Consider the following 18491-nt stretch of genomic DNA (forward strand, 5'->3'; position numbering starts at 1 on the left):
GCCATCTGGCCTCGCAGACGGCCGAGCGCTGTTCGTGCGCGCTCACTCGGCGCGTCGACTCGGGTACTCACCGAAGCAGCGTGGGGTTCAGCAGCACAGCGCGGTTCACGAGACGCCGACAGAGCCGGCGTCGTCGTCATCGGTGCCCGTGTCGGTGACGACGTCGTCGGAGTCAGCGTCGGCGTCGGCGTCGGCGTCGGATCCACCGTCAGCCTCGGCGTCGGGTTCTGCCTCGTCATCGAGGACGTGAACCGGGGCCTCGTCGTAGGGGTCGTTGATCGTGTCGTCGCTCATGTCAGATCCTCGCTCGTCGAATGTTCGTCCTGGCCCGTCGTCGGTGTGCCAGCGGCCGCGCATCACTCGTCGCGGCGCGAGGTGAACGCGCTGCCGACACTGCCACTCGGGCGATGCGCGGGCACGTCGGGACGGGCCTCGTCGCGTTCTTCGCCGTCGACCCGGGACGCGACGTGTCGCTCGCCGTTGATGGGCTCGCCGTCGCCGAGCCCGTCGGACGGGTCGTCGCGGCGCGAGCCTGCTGCATCCGAGCCTGCTGCAACCTGGCGTCCTGCACCTGCCAGTCCTGCGCCGGCGCGTCCTGCGTCCGAATGGCCGTCGCTAGAACGTCCTGCGCGCCGCGAGCCACCGTCGCGTCGCTCACGCTCAGCGCTCACGGGCGCATCGTCGAGGCGACGCACGACGGTGAACCAGGTGATGGCGAAACCGGCGACGAGCGCCAGCACCGCTGCGGGCCACAGCTGAGCGGCGAGCCAGATCATCGGACGCTCCCCGCGTCGCCCTCGTGTTGCTCGTCGAGTTGGCGCAGGTCGCGGCGCGTCGGGTAGAGCGCGGCGGCGAGCAGCCAGGCGATGAGGGCGCCGAGAACGAAACAGACGAGCATGACGAAGACGCTGTCGATCACGAGGTTCATCGGTGCACCTTCACCGTGCGGACGCCGTCGACGTGCGACGCGGCGTCGCGCACCGAGTCGATGGCGTCGTTGCCCGACCGCGCCGGGACGACGGCGGTGACGTCGCGGCCGTCGACCGAGACGGAGACCTGCGCGACGCCCGTGCCGGCGACGCTGCGCTCGACTCGCTGCTGCAGGTTGGATTCGATCGAGGACTTGCCGAGGAACGCAGCCGCAGCGCCGAGAACGAGTGGGACGACGACGAACGCCGCCCACCACGCCCGACTGAGTCGGGCGGGCACGCGCGTGCCTGAACGCTCCACTGCGTCTCCTTCGTTCTTCAGGTGCTCATCGTCGAACGTCGCCCATTGTGCCTGGCGTCACCGACAACGCCGTCGTCACGCGCCGTTCGATGCGGCGCCGACACCCGGTTCGTCGCGGTTCGGAACGCCGCCCTGGGCCGCCTCGCCCACCTGGTCGAGGCGACGGAACGGGTGGGCCGCCTCGATCTGCAGGGCCAGCCGCAGCAGCGTGTTCTCGTCGCCGATCTGCCCGGAGATCATGACGCCGACCGGCAGCCCGTCATCGGTCCGTCCGAGCGGCAGGCTGATGGCGGGTGCGCCCGTCGCGTTGTGCAGCGGCGTGAAGGCACAGTAGGCGAGCACGCGCTCGAGGTGCGTCTCGTAGTCGAGATCGCCTGCGAGATAACCGATCTCGGGTGCGACGTGGGCGAGGACGGGCGAGACGAAGACATCGGGGCCGCTCGCCATCTGCGAACGGTACACACGACCCGACGCCTGCAGACGCGCGAGGAACTTCGGCGCGTGCGCGAGCCGGCGGCGTCCCATCTGCGCGAGCCCGAGCGTCAACGGGTCGAGCTTGCTCGCGTCGAAATCCTTGTGGAACAGGCGCTTGCCGCCCGCCACCGTGTTGAACGCGAGGAAACCCCAGTAGTCGAGAAAATCCTGTTGGAACGACTCGGGAATCGTCGGTTGCCAGTCGACGATGTCGTGCCCGAGCCCGCCCAGCATCGTGAGAGCCGTGTCGACGGCGGCTCGCGTCGGTGCATCCGACGGAGGCGCGAACGGACTGTCGTGCATGAACCCGATGCGCAGCGGGCGCGTCAGCTCGGGGTGCGACGTGACGTCGATCGGCGGTAGGCGGCGCGCCGGGTGCACGCGCTGGGCGTCCTCGAAGAACGTGACGGTGTCGCGCACCGTGCGCGTCAGCACCGAGTCGGTGACGATCTTCACCGGCATCTGCGCGGAACTCTCACCGATGATGAGGCGCCCGCGCGTCGGTTTGAGGCCGACGAGGCCGCACGTCGCGGCGGGAATGCGGATCGAGCCACCACCGTCGTTGCCGTGCGCGATGGGGACGGCGCCCGACGCGACGAGCGCCGCCGAACCGCCGGAGGAACCGCCCGAACTGCGCGACGTGTCCCACGGGTTGCGCGTGACGTTGCCGCCAGGGCGTTCCGTCGTCGCCGTCCAGCCGAACGGCGGCATCGTCGTCGTGCCGATGGGGACGATGCCCGTGCCGAGGATCTGCGTCACGACCTTGCCGCTGCGGCGGCTGCTGACGCGCGGCATCGCCTCCGAACCCTGCGTCATCGGCACGCCGGCGACGACGACGTTGTCCTTGAACGCGCTCGGCACGCCGCGCAGCGCGGCGTCCGGATGATCGTGGCGCCCACCTCCGAGGCCCGCGTCGATACGACCAGCACGCTGACGGGCGCGCTTGGCATCGATGAACTCGATGGCGTTGAGCACCCCGTCGACCTTCTCGGCGCGCGCGAGCGCAGCCTCGACGGCCTCCGTCGCGCTGACGCGGCCCGAGTCGATGGCGTCGGCGAGCGCTGTCGCGTCCATGTCACCGAGCGCATCGTCGGTGAACGCGTGGATCTGCTTCGGCCTCGTCTCGGACATCATCTGACCCCTTTTCGTCGTGGCAGCTTCGATCTGCCAGTGTGCCGCCTGCGACGCCGCCTGTGGGCCGAAGCGCGCAACTCGGGTGGCCGATGCCGCCCGTGTCGCCGATGTCGGCATGGCCTCGACGATGGTGGTGGCGGTGCGTGCGAGGGCACGCCTCCCTGGGCATGGTGACGGTTCAGCGGCCGAGGTGGGCGCGAGGTTCGGGGCGGGGATTCCGTTGTCGTGCAGCAGGGTTCGCGCCGCGTGCCAGCCGCACATGCCGTGGACGCTGGGGCCCGGCGTCGTCGCTCCCGAGGCGAGGTAGACACCGTCGGCGGGTGTGCGCCAGGGCGTCGGTGACACGACGGGACGCTTGAGCATCTGCGTCATCGTGACGGCGCCGCTCGCGAAGTCGCCGCCCGCGAAGTTGGGACTGACGGCTGCCGCGAACTCGTCGGCGCGCGTCGCTGTTGAGGCGAGCACGAGGTCACGGAAACCCGGGGCGTGCTCCTCGACGGCGGCGAGGACGGCCTCGGTGGCGTCGACGTCGCTGTCGAACGGCACGTGAACGTACGCCCAGAACGTCGCCTGCCCGGCCGGCGCGCGCGTGGAATCGGCGATACTCGGCTGCACGGCCAGAACGTAGGGACGCTCGGGCACCCGCCCGCGCGCGACGTCGTTCTCCGCCGCCGCGATCTGCTCGCGTGTGCCGCCGAGGTGCACCGTGGGGGCCTCGCCGATGCGCGGATCGCTCCACGGGACCGGCCCGGCGAGCGCCATGTCGACCTTGCTCACGCCGCTGCCCGGCTTGAACCGCTCGAGAGCGCGCCGGTAGCGATCAGGCAGGCGCGCGGCGCCCATCGTCAGGAACGCGGGGACGCCGACGTCGAGCACGGCGGCGTCGTACTCGTCGAGCTGCGCGAGGTCAGTGACCTCCTGCCCGAGGTGGACGCGCCCACCGTGCGCCTCGAGATCCGCGACGAGCGCGTCGACGATCGCTTGTGAACCGCCGACCGGCACCGGCCAACCCTGCGCGTGCGCGGTTGCGCTCAGCATGAGCCCGCCACCGGCCATGGCGAGAGTGGGGTGGCGGCCGATCGTGTGCGCGGCGCACCCCGTCAGCATCGCCGGGGCGACGTCCTCGACGAACCGGCGTGACCACGCGGGCGTGCCCGCCTCCAGGACGCGCGCGCCGTAGACGGCCGCCGCGATCGGGTCGCGTGGCACCCGCAGCAGCGTGTTCATCGTCATGTCGGTGACGCCGCGCAGGCGCTCGACGACGGGGCTGAGGAAGGAGCGGTAGGCGTCGCCGTCCGCGCCGAGTGCGTCGGCCGCACGGTCGAGGTCGCGATACCCGATGCCGCTGCGGCCCCCCGGCAAAGGATGTGCGAACGAGGCCTCGGGCACGACGAGGTCGATGCGCCGCGCAAGGTCGAACTCCTGGAAGAACGGGCTCGCGAGCGCCATCGGGTGGACGGCGCTCGCGACGTCGTGGCGAAAGCCCGGCAGGCTGAGTTCGCGGGTGGCCGCGCCACCGCCCGTCCATTCGTTGCGTTCGAAGACGTCGACGGCGAGCCCGGCGCGCGCCAGCGTCACGGCCGCGGCGAGACCGTTGGGTCCGGCGCCGACCACTGCCACGCGCGTCAAGTTCATGCGTGAAGCGTAAGGAGGCGGCTACGGACGCGGGGCGCCGGGGACGAATGTGACCCAGAATCGCAGGTGTGCACGGCTCAGAAGCGGACGTCGGCGGGGGCGTGCGTCGTCGGCAGACGCGCCTCGACCCAGGCTGCGTACCCGCCGATGACGTCGGTCGCGTTGACGAGCCCGACGTCCTGCAGCGCCCGCGCCGCGACGCTCGAGGAGAAACCGTGACGGCAGATGACGATGTATCGCGTCTGCCAGCTGCTCGCCTCCGGGATGCGCCACGCGTTGCTCGGATCGAGACGCCACTCGAGCACCGTGCGGTCGATGACGAGCGCACCCGGGATGTTCGCGCTCTCGGCGCGATGCTCCGCCGTCCGCGTGTCGACGATGACGGCCCCACGCTGCTGCTCGTCGAACGCCTGGCGCGGTGTCAGCCGACTCCATCCCTGACGCACGCGCGCGAGGTAGGCGGTCGAACCGCGGTCGCCGTCAGCTGGCATGGCCGGGCCGGTGGGGCGGACCTGCGACGGTCGCCTGGCTTCGTTCGTCCCCTTGTTCGGGGTCATGTGCGCCGAATGATCTCGGTGTCGTCGTCTCCGCCGCGCCCGTGGCGCGGCGCGCTCGCGCCGCCGTCAGTGCCGACGTCACGACCGGCACGTCCGGGTCGCATGGGCTGCGTCCGGGCGTCGTCATCGCCGTTGTCGGCGCGCACGGGACGGAAGGCCTGCGTCCGCGCGTCATCGTCGCCGTCATTGGCTCGCGCGGGCCGAAGCGCCTGCGTCCGGGCCTCGTCGCGTGACGTGCCGTAGGGCGGGGTGTGGTCGACGGCGGCTTCACCCGAGCGCTCGTACCACCGCGTCGAGCTGGGCGTGTCGTCGAAGTCACGGAAGTCGTCGTACTGGCGACTGTCGGCGCGGCCACCGAGCGGGAGGGGACGATCGTCGGCGCGCGATGCGTCGTCGGTGCGAGCGTCCGCCGGGTGCGCACCTTGCGCAGAGCCACCCTCGAGCACTCCCGCGCGGCGCTCACGCCGACGCCGTGAGGCGCGCGAGATGGCACGCGCGATCGCGAGGAGGATCGCCAGCACGAGCCCGAGCGTCAGGCCGAGCACGAGACCCGTCCAGTTGTCGACGACGTCCTGGCTCGAGCAACTGCGCTTGAGTTCGGGGTAGAGATCCTGCAGCGTCTCGATTCCCGGCGGCAGCGCGAACAACACCATGACGCCGAGGATCTTGCGCCACACGCCGTCGAGCAGCATGACGCCGACGCCCGCAGGCAGGAACAGCCACACGTTCGGGGGCCGCGAGCCGGCGCTGAACCAGTACTCACGGGCGAGAGGCCGCCATACCGACCAGTCGCAGCCCGCCGCCGGCACCCCGAAGTAGTCGTTCTTGACCGGGCTCAACGTCACGACGGCCGCGACGACGAGACACCACGTCAGCAGCGCGAACCCGAGCCGATCGGCGCGTGAGCGGCGCGTCGGGAAGAGCAACGTCGTCAGCAGCGCGAGGACGAACCCGCCGAGCACGGCCGGGCCTGTCCAGGGAAGGGCCTTGAGGATGAGCTGCAGCTGCTCGAGCATGGCGCCTCCAGGGCTTCCCGGCGTGGATTGGATGACGCAACACGGTAGCAACCAGGCGTGACCTGTTCGTTATCGACGCGCGGGCGGCGGCTCGACCGTTCGCCGTCAGTGTCCTGATGATGTCGGCCAGCGTTTGGGATGCCCAGGCTCAGATGAACCCTGTGGAAGCCCCCGGCTTGGCTGCCTCACTTCCTGGACGCGCAGGTTCGTGCCCGTCGTCAACGCAATCGAGATGGGGCATCCGACCCGCGCAACTGCGTCAGGGAGCATCGACGCAGAACGTCCCGGCCACCTCAGGGTGACCGGGACGTTTCACGTGAAACACGCTGACGGATCAGCCGCGGATGCTCGCGTCGAACGCGCCGAGTGCGGCCGTCGCGCCGGAGCCTTCGGCGACGACGATCTGCTTGTACGGCTCGGTCGTGACGTCGCCGGCGGCGAAGATGGCCGGGTCGGACGTCGCACCGCGGTCGGAGATGACGATCTCCTTGCGCTCGTTGAGGTCGACGACACCGTCGAGGAACTCGGTGTTCGGCAGCAGGCCGATCTGGACGAACACGCCCTCAACGTCGATGCTCTTGCTCTCGTTGGTCTCGCGGTCGGTGTACGTCAGGCCGGTGACGCCCTTGCCGTCGCCGACGACCTCACTCGTCGCGGCCGACAGGATGATGTCGACGTTGGGCAGCGACTTGAGCTTGCGCTGCAGCACGTCGTCGGCGCGCATCGTGTCGAGGAACTCGACGACGGTGACGTGCCCGACGACGCCCGCCAGGTCGATCGCAGCCTCGACGCCCGAGTTGCCGCCACCGATGACGGCGACGCTCTTGCCCTTGAACAGCGGACCGTCGCAGTGCGGGCAGAAGGTGACGCCCTTGTTGCGGTACTCCTCCTCGCCCGGGACGCCCATGCGACGCCAGCGGGCACCCGTCGCGAGGATGACCTGCTTGGCGCGCAGTGCGGCGCCCGTCTCGGTGACGACCTTCTTGAGGCCGTCCTCGTCGGTGATGGACGCGACCTTCTGCGCCTTCATCACGTCGATCTCGTACTCGTGCAGGTGCGCCTCGAGCGCGGCGGCGAGCTTGGGGCCCTCCGTGTACGGCATCGAGATGAAGTTCTCGATGGCGTTCGTGTCGAGCACCTGGCCGCCGATGCGCTCGGCGACGAGGCCGGTGCGGATGCCCTTGCGTGCGGTGTAGATCGCGGCCGCGACGCCCGCGGGGCCACCACCGATGACGAGGACGCCGAACGGCTCCTTCTCGCTGAGCTTCGCCGCGGCCTTCGCGTCGGCGCCGGTGTCGAGCTTGCTGATGAAGTCTTCGACGGTCATGCGGCCCTGACCGAAGACCTCACCGTTGAGGTAGACGGTCGGGACGGCCTTGATGTCGCGCGCCTCGATCTCGTCCTGGAACGCGCCGCCCTCGATCGCGATGTGGTGGATGTTCGGGTTGAGCACGCTCATCGCGTTGAGTGCCTGCACGACGTCGGGGCAGTTCTGGCACGTCAGCGACATGTATGTCTCGAAGTAGAACGTGCCCTCGATGTCACGGATCTGCTGCGCCTGCTCGTCACTGACCTTGACGGGGTGGCCGCCGACCTGCAACAACGCGAGGACGAGCGACGTGAACTCATGCCCCATCGGCAGGCCCGCGAAGTGGACGCCGACGTCCGTGCCGGCGCGAGCGATCTCGAAGCTCGGGCGACGCTCGTTGTCGTCGCTGCGCTCATAGCTCACCTTGTCGTGCAGCGCCTCGATCTCCTTGAGGAGCTCTTCGGTCTGCTTCGACTTGTCGGAGTCGTCGAGGCTGGCGCGCAGCACGATCGGCTCACGAAGGTTGCCGAGCAGCTGCTGCAGCTGGGCTGTCATGTTGGCATCGAGAACGGCCATGGGGTGCCTCCTGGTGTCGGCGGGGAAACGAGAAAAGAACGGATTGGCCTGGGCGGCGAGGTGTTCAAGCAGGGTGTGCAAGCACGGTGTGACGAGGACACGCCCACGATCCGGGGCGGGCAGGTCACGAGTGGACGGCGACGAGAGCCTTGGGGGCGTTCTCGTCACCCTCCACCCGCGGCCTGAGGGCCAAAACTCTGCACTGCAGGGTTTCAGTCCTCAACCGGGGCGGTGCGGACTGAAACTCCGCCATGCCGAGTTTCAGACCTCAAGCGATCACGCCAGGCCCGGCGCCGCCCCGCCGTCGATGACGGTGAGGCGGCGACGGCCACGACCTGGCGACGATCAAGCGAGCCTGGAGGCTGAGCCTGCGAGAACTGAACTCAGATCTTGCCGACGAGGTCCAGCGACGGGGTCAGCGACTCGGCGCCCTCTTCCCACTTGGCGGGGCAGACCTCGCCCGGGTGGTTGCGGATGTACTGGGCGGCCTTGACCTTGCGGACGAGTTCGGCGGCGTTGCGGCCGATGCCTTCGGAGGTGACCTCGGTGAACTGGATGACGCCGTCGGGGTCGACGAGGAAGGTGCCGCGGTTGGCGAGGCCCTCGTCCTCACGCAGAATCTCGAAGTTGCGGGAGATCTGCAGCGTCGGGTCGCCGATCATCGCGTAGTTGATCTTGCCGATCGTCTCGGACGAGCCGTGCCACGCCTTGTGCGTGAAGTGCGTGTCGGTGGAGACGGAGAAGACCTCGACGCCGAGCTTCTGCAGCTCGTCGTAGTAGTCGGCGAGGTCGCCGAGCTCGGTCGGGCAGACAAACGTGAAGTCGGCCGGGTAGAAGAAGAAGATGCTCCACTTGCCGGCGACGTCGGCCTCGGAGACCTCGACGAACTCGCCCTGCTTGAAAGCGGTGGCCTTGAACGGCTTGATGGTCGTGTTGATGAGCGACACGTCATGCTCCTTCGCGTTGGGGGTCGGCGGCGAGCGTGGCGCCGCCGCAAGCATTCCTTAACTGGAATGACTCCATATTAGCGTCTCTGGTCGCCATGTCCAACAGCGGGCCGCATGAACATCGCGTGAACGACCCGCTCCTCTTCGGCGTACTCCGGTTTCTCAGTCCCACGGCGGTGCACACATCTGCGATTTACGGTCACATTCGTTCGCGGCGGCGCGGTCGGGTCTCGACCAGGTTCACCGCCCGGCCGTGGCAACCTGGGGCCACGACGACCCACGAGCACACCTCCCCGCTTCGGGGCGTCATGATCTTTGCGCGAGACCCGGAAACGTCATGCCGGTGGTACACCGAGCACGTCCTGCGTTTGGAATCGACTGCCCTGCAAGTTGATTCGGGGTTCTGGTTCGTCGAGGTCGACGGTGTCGAGATCGGTTTCCACCCCGCCGACGACGAGCGCAACCCGTTCGGTGCCAGCGTCGTCGCCTACTTCGCGACGGGCAATCTCAGCACCCACCGCGAGGAGCTGCTCGCTGCCGGCGCACGCCATCACCGTGGGCCGCTCGTCATCGACGGCGGACGCAGTATCTGTCAGCTCGTCGATCCGTTCGGCGGCATCTTCGGCCTTGACGGCCCACCCTGACGCCCGGCGCGCCCGAACATCGCCCGGAAACGCGTCAGGCACGACGCGTTTCCGGGCAATGATCCTCGAGCACCGACGAGCCTGCGCCTCCGCAACCGGCGCAGCGTCGAGACACGGCTCAATCTGCCGTCACGCGCCCCACGACAGGCCGAGCAGGGTCTGCACGACCTCCTCGACGGCGGCCGGGCGCGGCGGTGCGCCGTACGTCGCGACGTGCAGTTCGCGCCCCGCGCCAACGACGGGATGCGTGACGACGCCCGGGTTGCGGTGGCCCGCGAGCGCCAGGGCGGGCAGCAGCGTCACGCCGAAACCGGCGGCGACGAGGGCCTGCACCGCGACGACGTCGTCGCTGGCGAACCCGATGTCGGGCTCGACGCCGACGGCCGCGCACAGATCGAGCAGCCCCGTGCGGCAGCGCTCACACCCGGCGATCCATCAGGCGTTCGACAGTCGGCGCAGCTCCTCCGGTCGCAGCGCTGTTGCGCCCCCGACACCAGACGCCCCGCGAGACGGCTCGACGAGGTGCAACGCGTCCCACCCGAGGTGTTCGACGGTGACGTCGTCGTCGAAGTGCTGCCCGGAATACGCGAACGTGATGGCGACGTCGACCTGCCCCGAGCGCAGCAACGTCGCGGCTTCCGGCGGTTCGACCTCGACGATGTCGAACGTCAGGCCGGGTGCTGTGTCGGCGAGCGTCGAGAGCAGCCGCGGCACGATCGTGCTGCACGCTGAAGGAAAGGCCGCGAGACGCACGTGCCCGGCAGCGAGCGTCGTCATGGTGTCGAGTTCCGCCTCCGCGCGCCGCAACAGGCCGAGGATCTCCTCGCCGCGCGCCGCCAGACGGGCGCCGTCGGGCGTCAGTCGTACCCCACGCCCGACGTGCTGCACGAGCACGGCGCCGGTCTCCTCTTCGAGTCGGCGCAGGTGGTGCGAGACCGTCGGTTGCCCGCAGCCCAGAGCCGTCGCGGCCGCGCTCACCGTCCCTTCCCGCGCGAGCGCGACGAGGGCTTCGAGGCGTTTCATCTCCACCCCCTCAATGTATCGGCGTCATCGATGCGATCGAGTGATTGCATGTATTGGACGGATGATTCGCCGTCCCGCACGCTGGAGGCATGACGATCCTGCCGCTGCCCACCCGCGAAACCGCCGCGCCGCACGACCTTGCGTCGAACCCGCAGATGCAGCCCGCCAAGCCCGCCCTCGCCGCACCGGCCACCGGCGCCACCGGCGACACCGGCTCGGCAACCCCGGTCGTCTCCTTCGACGGCGTTCTCGCCGCCGAGGTCCTCGCTGCGCACCTCGCCCCCACACCGACGTGGCGGTACGCGGCGCTGAGTGACGCGGTGGGCCGCGATGTCGTCGTAAAGCACGAGAACATGAACCCGACGGGCTCGTTCAAGGTGCGTGGCGGCCTCACGCTCGCGAGCCGTCTCGACGCCGACGAGCGTGCCGCCAGTCTCGTCACCTGTTCCACGGGAAACCACGCGCAGTCGATCGCGTTCGCGGCACGCGTGGCCGGGACGCGCGCCGTCATCGTCATGCCTGAGTGCGCGCCGAGCGTCAAGGTCGACGCGGTGCGCGCCCTCGGCGCCGACGTCGTCATCGAGGGCCCGACGCTCGCCGAGGCATCCGCTCACGCCCGCGCCCTTGCGGAGACGAGCGGCATGCGGTTCGTCAATCCAGGCAACGAACCGGCGATGATCCACGGTCACGCCACGGTCTACCTCGAGCTGCTCCAGACGCATCCGGAGATCGCGGAGGTCGTCATCCCGATCGGCAGCGGTTCCGGGGCCGCCGGCGCCTGCCTCGTGCGCGATGTCATCGCGCCGCACGTGCGGATCATCGGCGTGCAGTCCGACGGCGCGACGGCCGCGTACGACTCGTGGACGAGTGGCTTCATGCAGAGCCGCCCCGCGACGACGCGCGTCAGCGGCCTCGCGACGGCGCACGGTTTCGAGACGCCGCAGAGCATCATGCGCGGTGACGCAGGCGGCGCCGGCAGTCTCGGCCTGCAGGGCTTCGACCTCGTCACCGACGACGAGATGGACGCCGCTGCAACGCTTCTCGCCCGTCACGCGCGGGTGCTCGCCGAGGGCGCCGGCGCTGCAGCACTCGCCGGTCTCGTCGCGCGGCAGGGCACCCAGCACGGCACCACCGGCCTCAACGCCCGAAGCTCCGGCACCGCCGCCGTCATCGTGACGGGCGGCAACGTCAGCGCTGACGAATGGGCGCACCTCGCTGCAGCGATGAGCTGACGCTCGAGGGCATCCGCTCAGGTGCGGCGAGCACTGGTGCCCGGTGGGCACTGGTGCCCGGTGGGCGCTGGTGCCCGGTGGGCGCTATGACCACGTGGGCGACCCGCTGATCCGCGACTGCCGACGTCCACCGAACCGAACGAGCGGGTCCGGCTCCTTCACCAGGAAGGAACCGGCCCCGTTCGTCATGTCGAGCACGTCAGGCCGACTTGACCTCACGCTTGGTGAGGCGGACGAAACCGAGCACCATCGGCAGCACGAGCCACAGCGCGAGCGTGACGGCGAGCTTGCCCCACTGGTCGCCGCTCACGGAGCCGTCGATGAGGGGTGCCATCGACTGCTGCGGGTTGACCCACTCGGCCGCCTTCTGGCCCCATTCGCCGGCCAGGTTGAACAGGGAGACGACGATCGGGATGAACAGGAACGCGCAGATCGCACCGGGCGTGTTCTGGATGAGAAGACCGAACGCGACGCCCATGCCCGCCTGCAGCAGCATGTAGGCGAACAACGTCGCGTAGGCCGTGCCCTTCATGTGCCAATCGGCGTCCCCGCTGCCGAGCGAGCCGACGAGCAGCGTCAGCCCGGCCGCCACGGCCAGCGCGACGATCGTCGCCGCGACCGCTGCGAGGAGCGTCGCCGCCAGCTTCGCGAGCACGACGCGCCCCCGTCGCGGTTCGAGGGTGAACGTGATGAGCCCGGTGCGTTGTGACCACTCGCTCGTCACCGCGAGGATGCCGAGGATCGGCACGAGATAGTTCATCGGGATAAGGGTGGCGCCGATGAGGTCGAAGAACTTCACGCCGTCGCGCTCGGTGTACGCCACCAGGGCGGAGGCGAGCACGATGAGCAACGCGGTGATGGCCATGAGCCACGTGCCGGCGCGGGTGTCCGTCAGCTTGCGCAGCTCGACGGCGAGCAGTTGGCCGAAGCCGATCGGCGTCGACTTGCCGGCGTCACCGAGACGCTTGGGCAGGCGAGCGTGCGTCGGCGCGGCCGAATCCAGCACACCACCGCCCGGGCCGCCCGCATACAGCGGCTGCATGCCGGGGCGCCCTGTCGGCGCGCCCTGCGGCTGCGGCGGTCCCGACGGCGCGCCCTGCGGCTGACGCTGCTGCGGCTGGTTGGGGTTGATCGGTGTGCTCATCGTGCGACCTCCCGGGAGTCGGCGGCGGTGAGGTTGAGGAACATCTCTTCGAGGCCCGCACCACCGGCGGCGCCGAGCTGGACGAGCACGATGCCGTGCTGCGCGGCCACGCGGCCGACGTCGATGGGTTCGGCGGGCGTGTGGATGCCGGTCTGGGTGCGCTGCACCGGGATTCCGGCGGCCTGCAGGGCGGAGGCGAGGGCGGCGTCGTCGGTGCTCGCGGCGTTCGTGCCCGCACCGCGCAGCAGCTCCTGCTTCGAGCCCTGACGCACGATGCGTCCGCGTCCGATCATGACGAGGTCGTCGGCGACCTGCTCGACCTCGTGCAGCAGGTGGCTCGACAGCAGCACGGTTCCGCCGCGCTCCGCGTACGAGCGCAACAGCCCGCGCATCCAGCGGATGCCGGCCGGGTCGAGACCGTTCGCGGGCTCGTCGAGGATGAGCACGTCCGGGTCGCCGAGCAGCGCGTGCCCGATGCCGAGGCGCTGACGCATGCCGAGCGAGTAGTCGCCGACGCGTCGCTTCGCCTCCGCAGGCGTCAGGCCGACGACGTCGAGGATCTCGGTGACTCGGTCGGCGGGCAGCCCCATCGTCTTCGCGCCGATCGTCAGCACCTCGTGTCCGGTGCGTCCGACGTGCTGCGCGCTCGCGTCGAGCAGGACGCCGACGTGGCGGCCCGGGTTATCGAGCTTGCTGTAGTCCTTGCCGAGGATGGTGGCGTGACCCCGCGTCGGCGGTGTCAGCCCCGTCATCATCCGCATGCACGTCGACTTGCCAGCGCCGTTCGGGCCGAGGAAGCCGGTCACGCGACCCGGCTTGGCCTGAAAGCTGACGTTGTCGACCGACACGGTGTTCCCGTAGACCTTGGTCAACCCCTCCACTGTGATCATGGTCTCAACCCTAGGAGGCTCACGCCGCGTCAGGCCGCATCGGCGTGTCATCTCATCCTCCCGGCACCGAGGATTCATCCGCGCGACGGAGCCTGCGTCATCCTTGCGATGGATGCGCGGCGCGCGATGCGAGCATGGGCGCATGAGTGACACGACGCGCGGCGAGCGGTTCGTCGGGATCGACTTCTACGAGCGCGACCTCGACGGGGCCCGCTTCGTCGACTGTCGGTTCACGGCGTGCGACTTCACGGAGAAGGACCTCGTCGACGTGACGTTCGAAGGATGCGCCCTGTTCGACTGCCGCTTCAACGACACCACACTCGAGCGGGTCGCGTTCACCGGCGCCACACTGAGCGGTTGCTCGTTCGCGATGACGACGCTCGACGGCTGCAAGATGACCGGTTCGACGTTCGCCGACTGCGGGTGGCGCCACACGACGATGGTCAGCGGGCAGTGGGCGATGGTGACGATGCGTCAGCAGAAACTCGACGGCCTCGACTTCACCGGCGCCCGCCTCAGCGACGCCGACCTCAGCGAATCGTCCCTGCGCAGAACGGTCTTCGCCGACGCCGACCTCAGCGGCGCCAACCTGCGCGGGGCCGACCTACGGGACGCCGACCTGCGCGGCGCCCGCGTCGACGGCATCGATCTCGCCCAGGCACGCTTCGCGCAGACCCGCATGGACGTCGACGCGGCGCTCGCCGTCGCAGCGGCGCAGGGCATCGTCATCGGGTGACGGGCATCAGCCCGCGCGTCTCGGAGGATGCGCGATCAGCGGGTTGCCAGGCGAGCAGGCCGTGGTGAGACGCGTCGTGTCAGCAGCCGTCGTCGCCGGGCGTGGGGGCCGTGTCGCCGGCACCACCGGCGTCGGCGCGGGCGAGCAGCACGAGATCGCGCGAGTCGAACGTCGGGCTGTAGGACGTGTGCGTGTAGCAGCCGCCTTGATGATGACCGCCGATGACGCCGATGACCTGCTGCTCGCTGTGCCCCTTGCTCGTCACGGTCGTGACCCACGGCGAGCCGCTGCTGCCCGTCGAGTACCCGTCGCAGTGGAAGACGGGGTCGTTGTCATCGTCAAGAACGGTGGTCTGGCAGACGATCGGCATGTCGGAGTCGTTGTTGTACGACTGGACGGAGACTGGCGTGCCGGCCGCGCGGGAGCGCCCGACCTCCAGCTCGTAGGCGCCCGTGGCGTCCTCGATGTGCTGGACGTTCTTGCCGCTGCCGTGCGTCTCGATGCTCAAGAACGCGACGTCGGCGTCGGGATCCTGATCCTTCATCCATGCGGAGTCGAGGAACGCGGCCTTCACCTTCCACGTGCCCAGCGGACGCGCCCCACCCGAGTACTGCGGGACGAAGACGAGGTCGTCGGACTTGCCGCCGAGGCAGTGCGCGGCCGTCATGATGACGTCCTTGCTCTCACTGTGGACGACCGAGGCGGTGCAGAAATGCGCTTCGTCCCCACCGTCGGAGGGTTCGATGAGCACCCCGGTTCGGGACGTCGGGTTGGCACCGGCCGCCTGAAGGGTGCGGCCCCCGTCGGCCGTCGGTGCGGCGGTGAAGACGAGGGTGCCGATGCACCCGGCGGCGGCGAGCGCCCGGCGCGCGCCGGTGGGGTGGAGCAGCTGACCCATGACACCTCCTCGACGGCGCGGGCATGCTTCGTACCGTCTAAATCATCGGCGTGGCGGCAGGCAGCGTTACCCAGCTTCCCTCATGGAGGATCGACGCAGTACATCTGCAACGTGTTCAAAAGGTGGCCAGTCAGACGCTCTGGTCACGACCCGCACGCAAGACGGTGCTTGCACTAAGGAGAGTGGCGCGTCGGTGTGGCGCACGAGAAAGCCGGGTGCGTCTTGCATGTTTCACGTGAAACACGCGACCTGCACCCGGCCTCGTGGCATCGATCGTCAGTTCGTCGGGAACCCGAGGTCGACCTGGCTCTGCGTCGGGTCGGGCCAGCGCGTCGTGACGACCTTGCGGCGCGTGTAGAAGTTGAACGCCTCCGCGCCGTACATGTGGGTGTCGCCGAACAGCGACTTCTTCCAGCCGCCGAAGCTGAACGAGCCGACGGGCACCGGGATCGGCACGTTGACGCCGACCATGCCGACCTCGATGGCGAACTCGAACTCGCGGGCGCTCTTGCCGTCACGCGTGAAGATCGCGACGCCGTTGGCGAACTGGTTCGCGTTGATGAGTTCGACGGCGTCCTCGAACGTCTCGACGCGCACGACCGACAGCACCGGGCCGAAGATCTCCTCGTCATAGACCTTCATGCCGGGCTTGACGTGGTCGACGAGGCTCGTGCCGATGAAGAAGCCACTCTCGTCGAAGTGCTTCTCGCGGCCATCCACGACGACGCGCGCACCCTCGTCGGTGGCGCCGGCGACGTACGAGGCGACGCGGTCGCGCGCCTCGCGCGTGATGAGCGGACCCATCTCGGAGCGCTCGTCGAAGCCGTCACCGATGACGAGCTTGCCCATGCGCTCGGCGATCTTGTCGACGAGCGGGTCGGCGACCTCCCCGACGGCGACGAGCACCGACACGGCCATGCAGCGCTCGCCCGCCGATCCGTACGCGGCGCTGACGGCCGCGTCGGCGGCGGCATCGAGGTCGGCGTCCGGCATGACGACCATGTGGTTCTTCGCGCCGCCGAGGGCCTGCACGCGCTTGCCGTTCTTCGACGCGCGCTCGTAGATGTACTGCGCGATCGGCGTGGACCCGACGAAGGAGACGGCCTTGATGTCGTCATGGTCGAGGATGCCGTCGACGGCCTCCTTGTCGCCGTTGACGACGTTGAGCACGCCGTCGGGCAGGCCTGCGTCCTTGAACGCCTGCGCGATCCACAGCGCGGCGGAGGGGTCGCGCTCGCTCGGCTTGAGGATGACGGTGTTGCCGCACGCGATCGCCGTCGTCACCATCCACAGCGGCACCATGGCCGGGAAGTTGAACGGCGTGATGCACGCGACGATGCCGACGGGCTGGCGCACCGAGTGGACGTCGACGCCCGAGGAGACCTGCTCGGAGAACTCGCCCTTGAGGTGGTGCATGAGGCCCGCGCAGTACTCGACGTTCTCGAGGCCGCGCACGACCTCGCCCGCGGCGTCCGAGACGACCTTGCCGTGCTCGGCCGTGATGATGCGCGCAAGTTCGTCGCTCTTCGCCGTGACGATCTCGCGCAGCTTGAACATGACGGCGGCGCGCTTCGTCAGCCCGGTCGCGCGCCAGGCCGGCAGGGCGGCACGTGCGGCGTCGACGGCCTGCTCGAGGTCGCTGACGCTCGCGAGCGCGACGCGAGCGCTCACCTCACCCGTCGCGGGGTTGAACACGTCCTGTTCTCGGCCGGTTCCGGCGACCTCGCCGCCGTTGATCCAGTGGCCGATCTGCTTGATGTCACTCATGGTTCACACCTTCGTCTCGTGGGTCCCGCGATGCGCTCGTGGCTGTCTGCGGGGTTCTGGGTGGTCAGTGGTGCGAGCGCCGCGTGGGGCTCGGTGGTGGTGACGCGTGGGGCCAGCGATGGTGCCGCGTCGGGCCGGGGCTGGTCGTCCGTGGCCACGCGACTCGCGCGGGCGCTCGGTCAGGCGTCGCGGCGTGCGCCGCCGTGGACGTAGCCCTCGGGCAGGCCTTCGGCGTCAGGGTCGACGGCGGCGATGACGACGGTGCAGTCGAGCTCGCCGCCCCCACCGTCGACGGCTTCGGCGAGGCGTTGCGCGGACAGGCCCGTCGCGGGCAGGTGCAGGCCGTGATCGGCCGCGGCAGCGAGGGCGAGACCGATGTCCTTGAGCGCCAGATCCGCGCGGAACGACGCGGAGAACTCGTTGTTGACCGCGGCCGTCTCGACGACGCCGGGCACGGGATACCACGTCTGCAGCGCCCACGAGTTGCCGGAGGAGACGCTCGCGATCTGGTGGAACGTCTTCGCGTCGAGGCCGAGCTTCTTCGCGAGCGTGGCCGCTTCCGAGAGGCCCTGCACGGCGACGAACAGCATCATGTTGTTGACGATCTTTGCAGCCTCACCCGTCGTCGGGTCGCCCGTGGCGAAGAAGTTGCCGCACATGGGCTCGATGAGCCGGCGCGCACGTTCGACGTCGGCGTCCGCACCGCCGACCATGAACGTGAGCGAGCCGGCCTCGGCGCCGGAGATTCCGCCGCTGACGGGCGCGTCGACGAAGTGCAGGCCCTTCGCGGCGGCCGCGTCGTGCACGGCCTGGCAGGTCGCGATGTCGACGGTCGAGGAGTCGATGAGCATCTGCTCGGGCGTCGCATGGGCGAGGATGCCGTCGTCGTTCGAGGGTTGGGAGCCGTCGGCCGCCTGAGCAGCTCCGAAGTAGACGGCGCGCACGTGCTCGCCCTTGGGCAGCATCGTGATGACGGCGTCGGCGCCTTCCATGGCCTCCGGCGCGCTGCCGGCCAGCTCGACGCCCGCGTCGGCGGCAACCGCGCGGCAGGCATCGACGACGTCGTGGCCGCGGACGGTGAAACCTGCCGCGATGAGGTTCTTCGCCATGGGCAGGCCCATGTTTCCGAGGCCGATGAACGCGACGGTGGTCATGATGCTCCCCTGGGGTCGTGGGTGCGCACACGCCATGGGTGGGCGTGAACGACGATGCTCGCCACTCTATGACCTGCATCACACGACCAGTGGATCGGGGCCCACCCGGTGCGGTCTCCTCACCC

General features: G+C 69.6%; 17 protein-coding genes and 1 pseudogene. 3 read left to right on the plus strand and 15 right to left on the minus strand.

Going from position 1 to position 18491, the window contains the following annotated elements; all coding sequences use genetic code 11:
* Nucleotides 1-105 precede the first annotated feature (105 nt).
* From NQ706_RS11500 to ahpC, 9 genes are all read right to left on the minus strand, one after another.
* Nucleotides 106-294, minus strand: coding sequence for a hypothetical protein (locus NQ706_RS11500; RefSeq protein WP_038566441.1), 189 nt, complete (start codon nt 292-294; stop codon nt 106-108).
* Nucleotides 295-356: 62 nt separating this feature from the next.
* Nucleotides 357-776, minus strand: coding sequence for a hypothetical protein (locus NQ706_RS11505; RefSeq protein WP_038566439.1), 420 nt, complete (start codon nt 774-776; stop codon nt 357-359).
* The gene (locus NQ706_RS11510; protein WP_006943511.1) at nt 773-928 is read right to left on the minus strand and encodes a lipopolysaccharide assembly protein LapA domain-containing protein; all 156 of its coding nucleotides are present in this window, start codon (nt 926-928) and stop codon (nt 773-775) included. The genes NQ706_RS11505 and NQ706_RS11510 overlap by 4 nt, the downstream gene beginning before the upstream one ends.
* Entirely contained in the window at nt 925-1230 is a 306-nt protein-coding gene (locus NQ706_RS11515; RefSeq protein WP_038566438.1) for a hypothetical protein, read from the minus strand. Before NQ706_RS11515 ends, NQ706_RS11510 begins: the two co-directional genes overlap by 4 nt.
* Before the next feature lie 75 nt (nt 1231-1305).
* A complete protein-coding gene (locus NQ706_RS11520) occupies nt 1306-4473 on the minus strand; it encodes an amidase (RefSeq protein ID WP_338032965.1) in 3168 nt (1055 codons plus the stop codon).
* A 77-nt stretch (nt 4474-4550) separates the two neighbouring features.
* Nucleotides 4551-5030: a rhodanese-like domain-containing protein gene (locus NQ706_RS11525; RefSeq protein ID WP_200874230.1), complete on the minus strand. Its 480-nt coding sequence runs from the start codon at nt 5028-5030 to the stop codon at nt 4551-4553.
* Nucleotides 5027-6046 carry a hypothetical protein gene (locus NQ706_RS11530; RefSeq protein ID WP_051805473.1) on the minus strand — a complete coding sequence of 340 codons (1020 nt, stop codon included), beginning with the start codon at nt 6044-6046 and terminating at the stop codon, nt 5027-5029. The genes NQ706_RS11525 and NQ706_RS11530 overlap by 4 nt, the downstream gene beginning before the upstream one ends.
* 334 nt (nt 6047-6380) lie before the next feature.
* Nucleotides 6381-7931 carry an alkyl hydroperoxide reductase subunit F gene (ahpF, locus tag NQ706_RS11535; RefSeq protein ID WP_038566431.1) on the minus strand — a complete coding sequence of 517 codons (1551 nt, stop codon included), beginning with the start codon at nt 7929-7931 and terminating at the stop codon, nt 6381-6383.
* A 383-nt stretch (nt 7932-8314) separates the two neighbouring features.
* Nucleotides 8315-8878, minus strand: coding sequence for an alkyl hydroperoxide reductase subunit C (gene ahpC, locus NQ706_RS11540; RefSeq protein ID WP_038570018.1), 564 nt, complete (start codon nt 8876-8878; stop codon nt 8315-8317).
* 368 nt (nt 8879-9246) lie between these two features.
* Between ahpC and NQ706_RS11545 the strand changes: the two genes are divergently transcribed.
* Complete coding sequence (locus NQ706_RS11545; RefSeq protein WP_200874229.1) at nt 9247-9522, plus strand: VOC family protein; 276 nt, start codon at nt 9247-9249, stop codon at nt 9520-9522.
* Nucleotides 9523-9651: 129 nt separating this feature from the next.
* Here NQ706_RS11545 and NQ706_RS11550 read toward each other — a convergent pair.
* A pseudogene (locus tag NQ706_RS11550) lies at nt 9652-10545 on the minus strand (LysR family transcriptional regulator).
* A gap of 89 nt (nt 10546-10634) precedes the next feature.
* Here NQ706_RS11550 and NQ706_RS11555 point away from each other — a divergent pair.
* On the plus strand, nt 10635-11777 hold the full coding sequence (locus NQ706_RS11555) for a threonine/serine dehydratase (RefSeq protein ID WP_235181985.1): 1143 nt from the start codon (nt 10635-10637) through the stop codon (nt 11775-11777).
* Between the two features lie 199 nt (nt 11778-11976).
* Here the strand turns inward: NQ706_RS11555 and NQ706_RS11560 are convergent, their stop codons facing one another.
* Nucleotides 11977-12921 (minus strand): ABC transporter permease subunit, encoded by a 945-nt coding sequence (locus NQ706_RS11560; protein WP_051805472.1) that lies wholly within the window; start codon nt 12919-12921, stop codon nt 11977-11979.
* Nucleotides 12918-13811, minus strand: a complete 894-nt coding sequence (locus NQ706_RS11565; RefSeq protein WP_038566425.1) for an ATP-binding cassette domain-containing protein — start codon at nt 13809-13811, stop codon at nt 12918-12920. Before NQ706_RS11565 ends, NQ706_RS11560 begins: the two co-directional genes overlap by 4 nt.
* A gap of 142 nt (nt 13812-13953) precedes the next feature.
* Here NQ706_RS11565 and NQ706_RS11570 point away from each other — a divergent pair, with 142 nt between their 5' ends.
* Entirely contained in the window at nt 13954-14547 is a 594-nt protein-coding gene (locus NQ706_RS11570; protein ID WP_038570010.1) for a pentapeptide repeat-containing protein, read from the plus strand.
* Between the two features lie 79 nt (nt 14548-14626).
* Here NQ706_RS11570 and NQ706_RS11575 read toward each other — a convergent pair whose 3' ends face one another.
* The 3 genes from NQ706_RS11575 to NQ706_RS11585 all read right to left on the minus strand — a co-directional run bounded on the left by NQ706_RS11575 (nt 14627) and on the right by NQ706_RS11585 (nt 18366).
* Nucleotides 14627-15445 (minus strand): serine protease, encoded by an 819-nt coding sequence (locus NQ706_RS11575; RefSeq protein WP_051805466.1) that lies wholly within the window; start codon nt 15443-15445, stop codon nt 14627-14629.
* A gap of 276 nt (nt 15446-15721) precedes the next feature.
* Nucleotides 15722-17212, minus strand: coding sequence for a CoA-acylating methylmalonate-semialdehyde dehydrogenase (locus NQ706_RS11580; RefSeq protein WP_235181984.1), 1491 nt, complete (start codon nt 17210-17212; stop codon nt 15722-15724).
* A gap of 179 nt (nt 17213-17391) precedes the next feature.
* Nucleotides 17392-18366, minus strand: coding sequence for an NAD(P)-dependent oxidoreductase (locus NQ706_RS11585; RefSeq protein ID WP_038566422.1), 975 nt, complete (start codon nt 18364-18366; stop codon nt 17392-17394).
* Nucleotides 18367-18491 lie beyond the last annotated feature (125 nt).

The organism is Dermacoccus sp. BD5 (assembly GCF_044878485.1).
Lineage (GTDB): Bacteria > Actinomycetota > Actinomycetes > Actinomycetales > Dermatophilaceae > Dermacoccus > Dermacoccus nishinomiyaensis.

What these genes read in the sequence shown, in the direction of transcription:
- NQ706_RS11505 (WP_038566439.1), bottom strand. Translation starts at nt 776, where the DNA reads ATGATCTGGCTCGCCGCTCAGCTGTGGCCCGCAGCGGTGCTGGCGCTC.
- NQ706_RS11525 (WP_200874230.1), bottom strand. Translation starts at nt 5,030, where the DNA reads ATGACCCCGAACAAGGGGACGAACGAAGCCAGGCGACCGTCGCAGGTC.
- NQ706_RS11585 (WP_038566422.1), bottom strand. Translation starts at nt 18,366, where the DNA reads ATGACCACCGTCGCGTTCATCGGCCTCGGAAACATGGGCCTGCCCATG.
- NQ706_RS11520 (WP_338032965.1), bottom strand. Translation starts at nt 4,473, where the DNA reads ATGAACTTGACGCGCGTGGCAGTGGTCGGCGCCGGACCCAACGGTCTC.
- NQ706_RS11580 (WP_235181984.1), bottom strand. Translation starts at nt 17,212, where the DNA reads ATGAGTGACATCAAGCAGATCGGCCACTGGATCAACGGCGGCGAGGTC.
- NQ706_RS11530 (WP_051805473.1), bottom strand. Translation starts at nt 6,046, where the DNA reads ATGCTCGAGCAGCTGCAGCTCATCCTCAAGGCCCTTCCCTGGACAGGC.
- NQ706_RS11575 (WP_051805466.1), bottom strand. Translation starts at nt 15,445, where the DNA reads ATGGGTCAGCTGCTCCACCCCACCGGCGCGCGCCGGGCGCTCGCCGCC.
- NQ706_RS11570 (WP_038570010.1), top strand. Translation starts at nt 13,954, where the DNA reads ATGAGTGACACGACGCGCGGCGAGCGGTTCGTCGGGATCGACTTCTAC.
- ahpF (WP_038566431.1), bottom strand. Translation starts at nt 7,931, where the DNA reads ATGGCCGTTCTCGATGCCAACATGACAGCCCAGCTGCAGCAGCTGCTC.
- NQ706_RS11500 (WP_038566441.1), bottom strand. Translation starts at nt 294, where the DNA reads ATGAGCGACGACACGATCAACGACCCCTACGACGAGGCCCCGGTTCAC.
- NQ706_RS11565 (WP_038566425.1), bottom strand. Translation starts at nt 13,811, where the DNA reads ATGATCACAGTGGAGGGGTTGACCAAGGTCTACGGGAACACCGTGTCG.
- NQ706_RS11560 (WP_051805472.1), bottom strand. Translation starts at nt 12,921, where the DNA reads ATGAGCACACCGATCAACCCCAACCAGCCGCAGCAGCGTCAGCCGCAG.
- NQ706_RS11510 (WP_006943511.1), bottom strand. Translation starts at nt 928, where the DNA reads ATGAACCTCGTGATCGACAGCGTCTTCGTCATGCTCGTCTGTTTCGTT.
- NQ706_RS11555 (WP_235181985.1), top strand. Translation starts at nt 10,635, where the DNA reads ATGACGATCCTGCCGCTGCCCACCCGCGAAACCGCCGCGCCGCACGAC.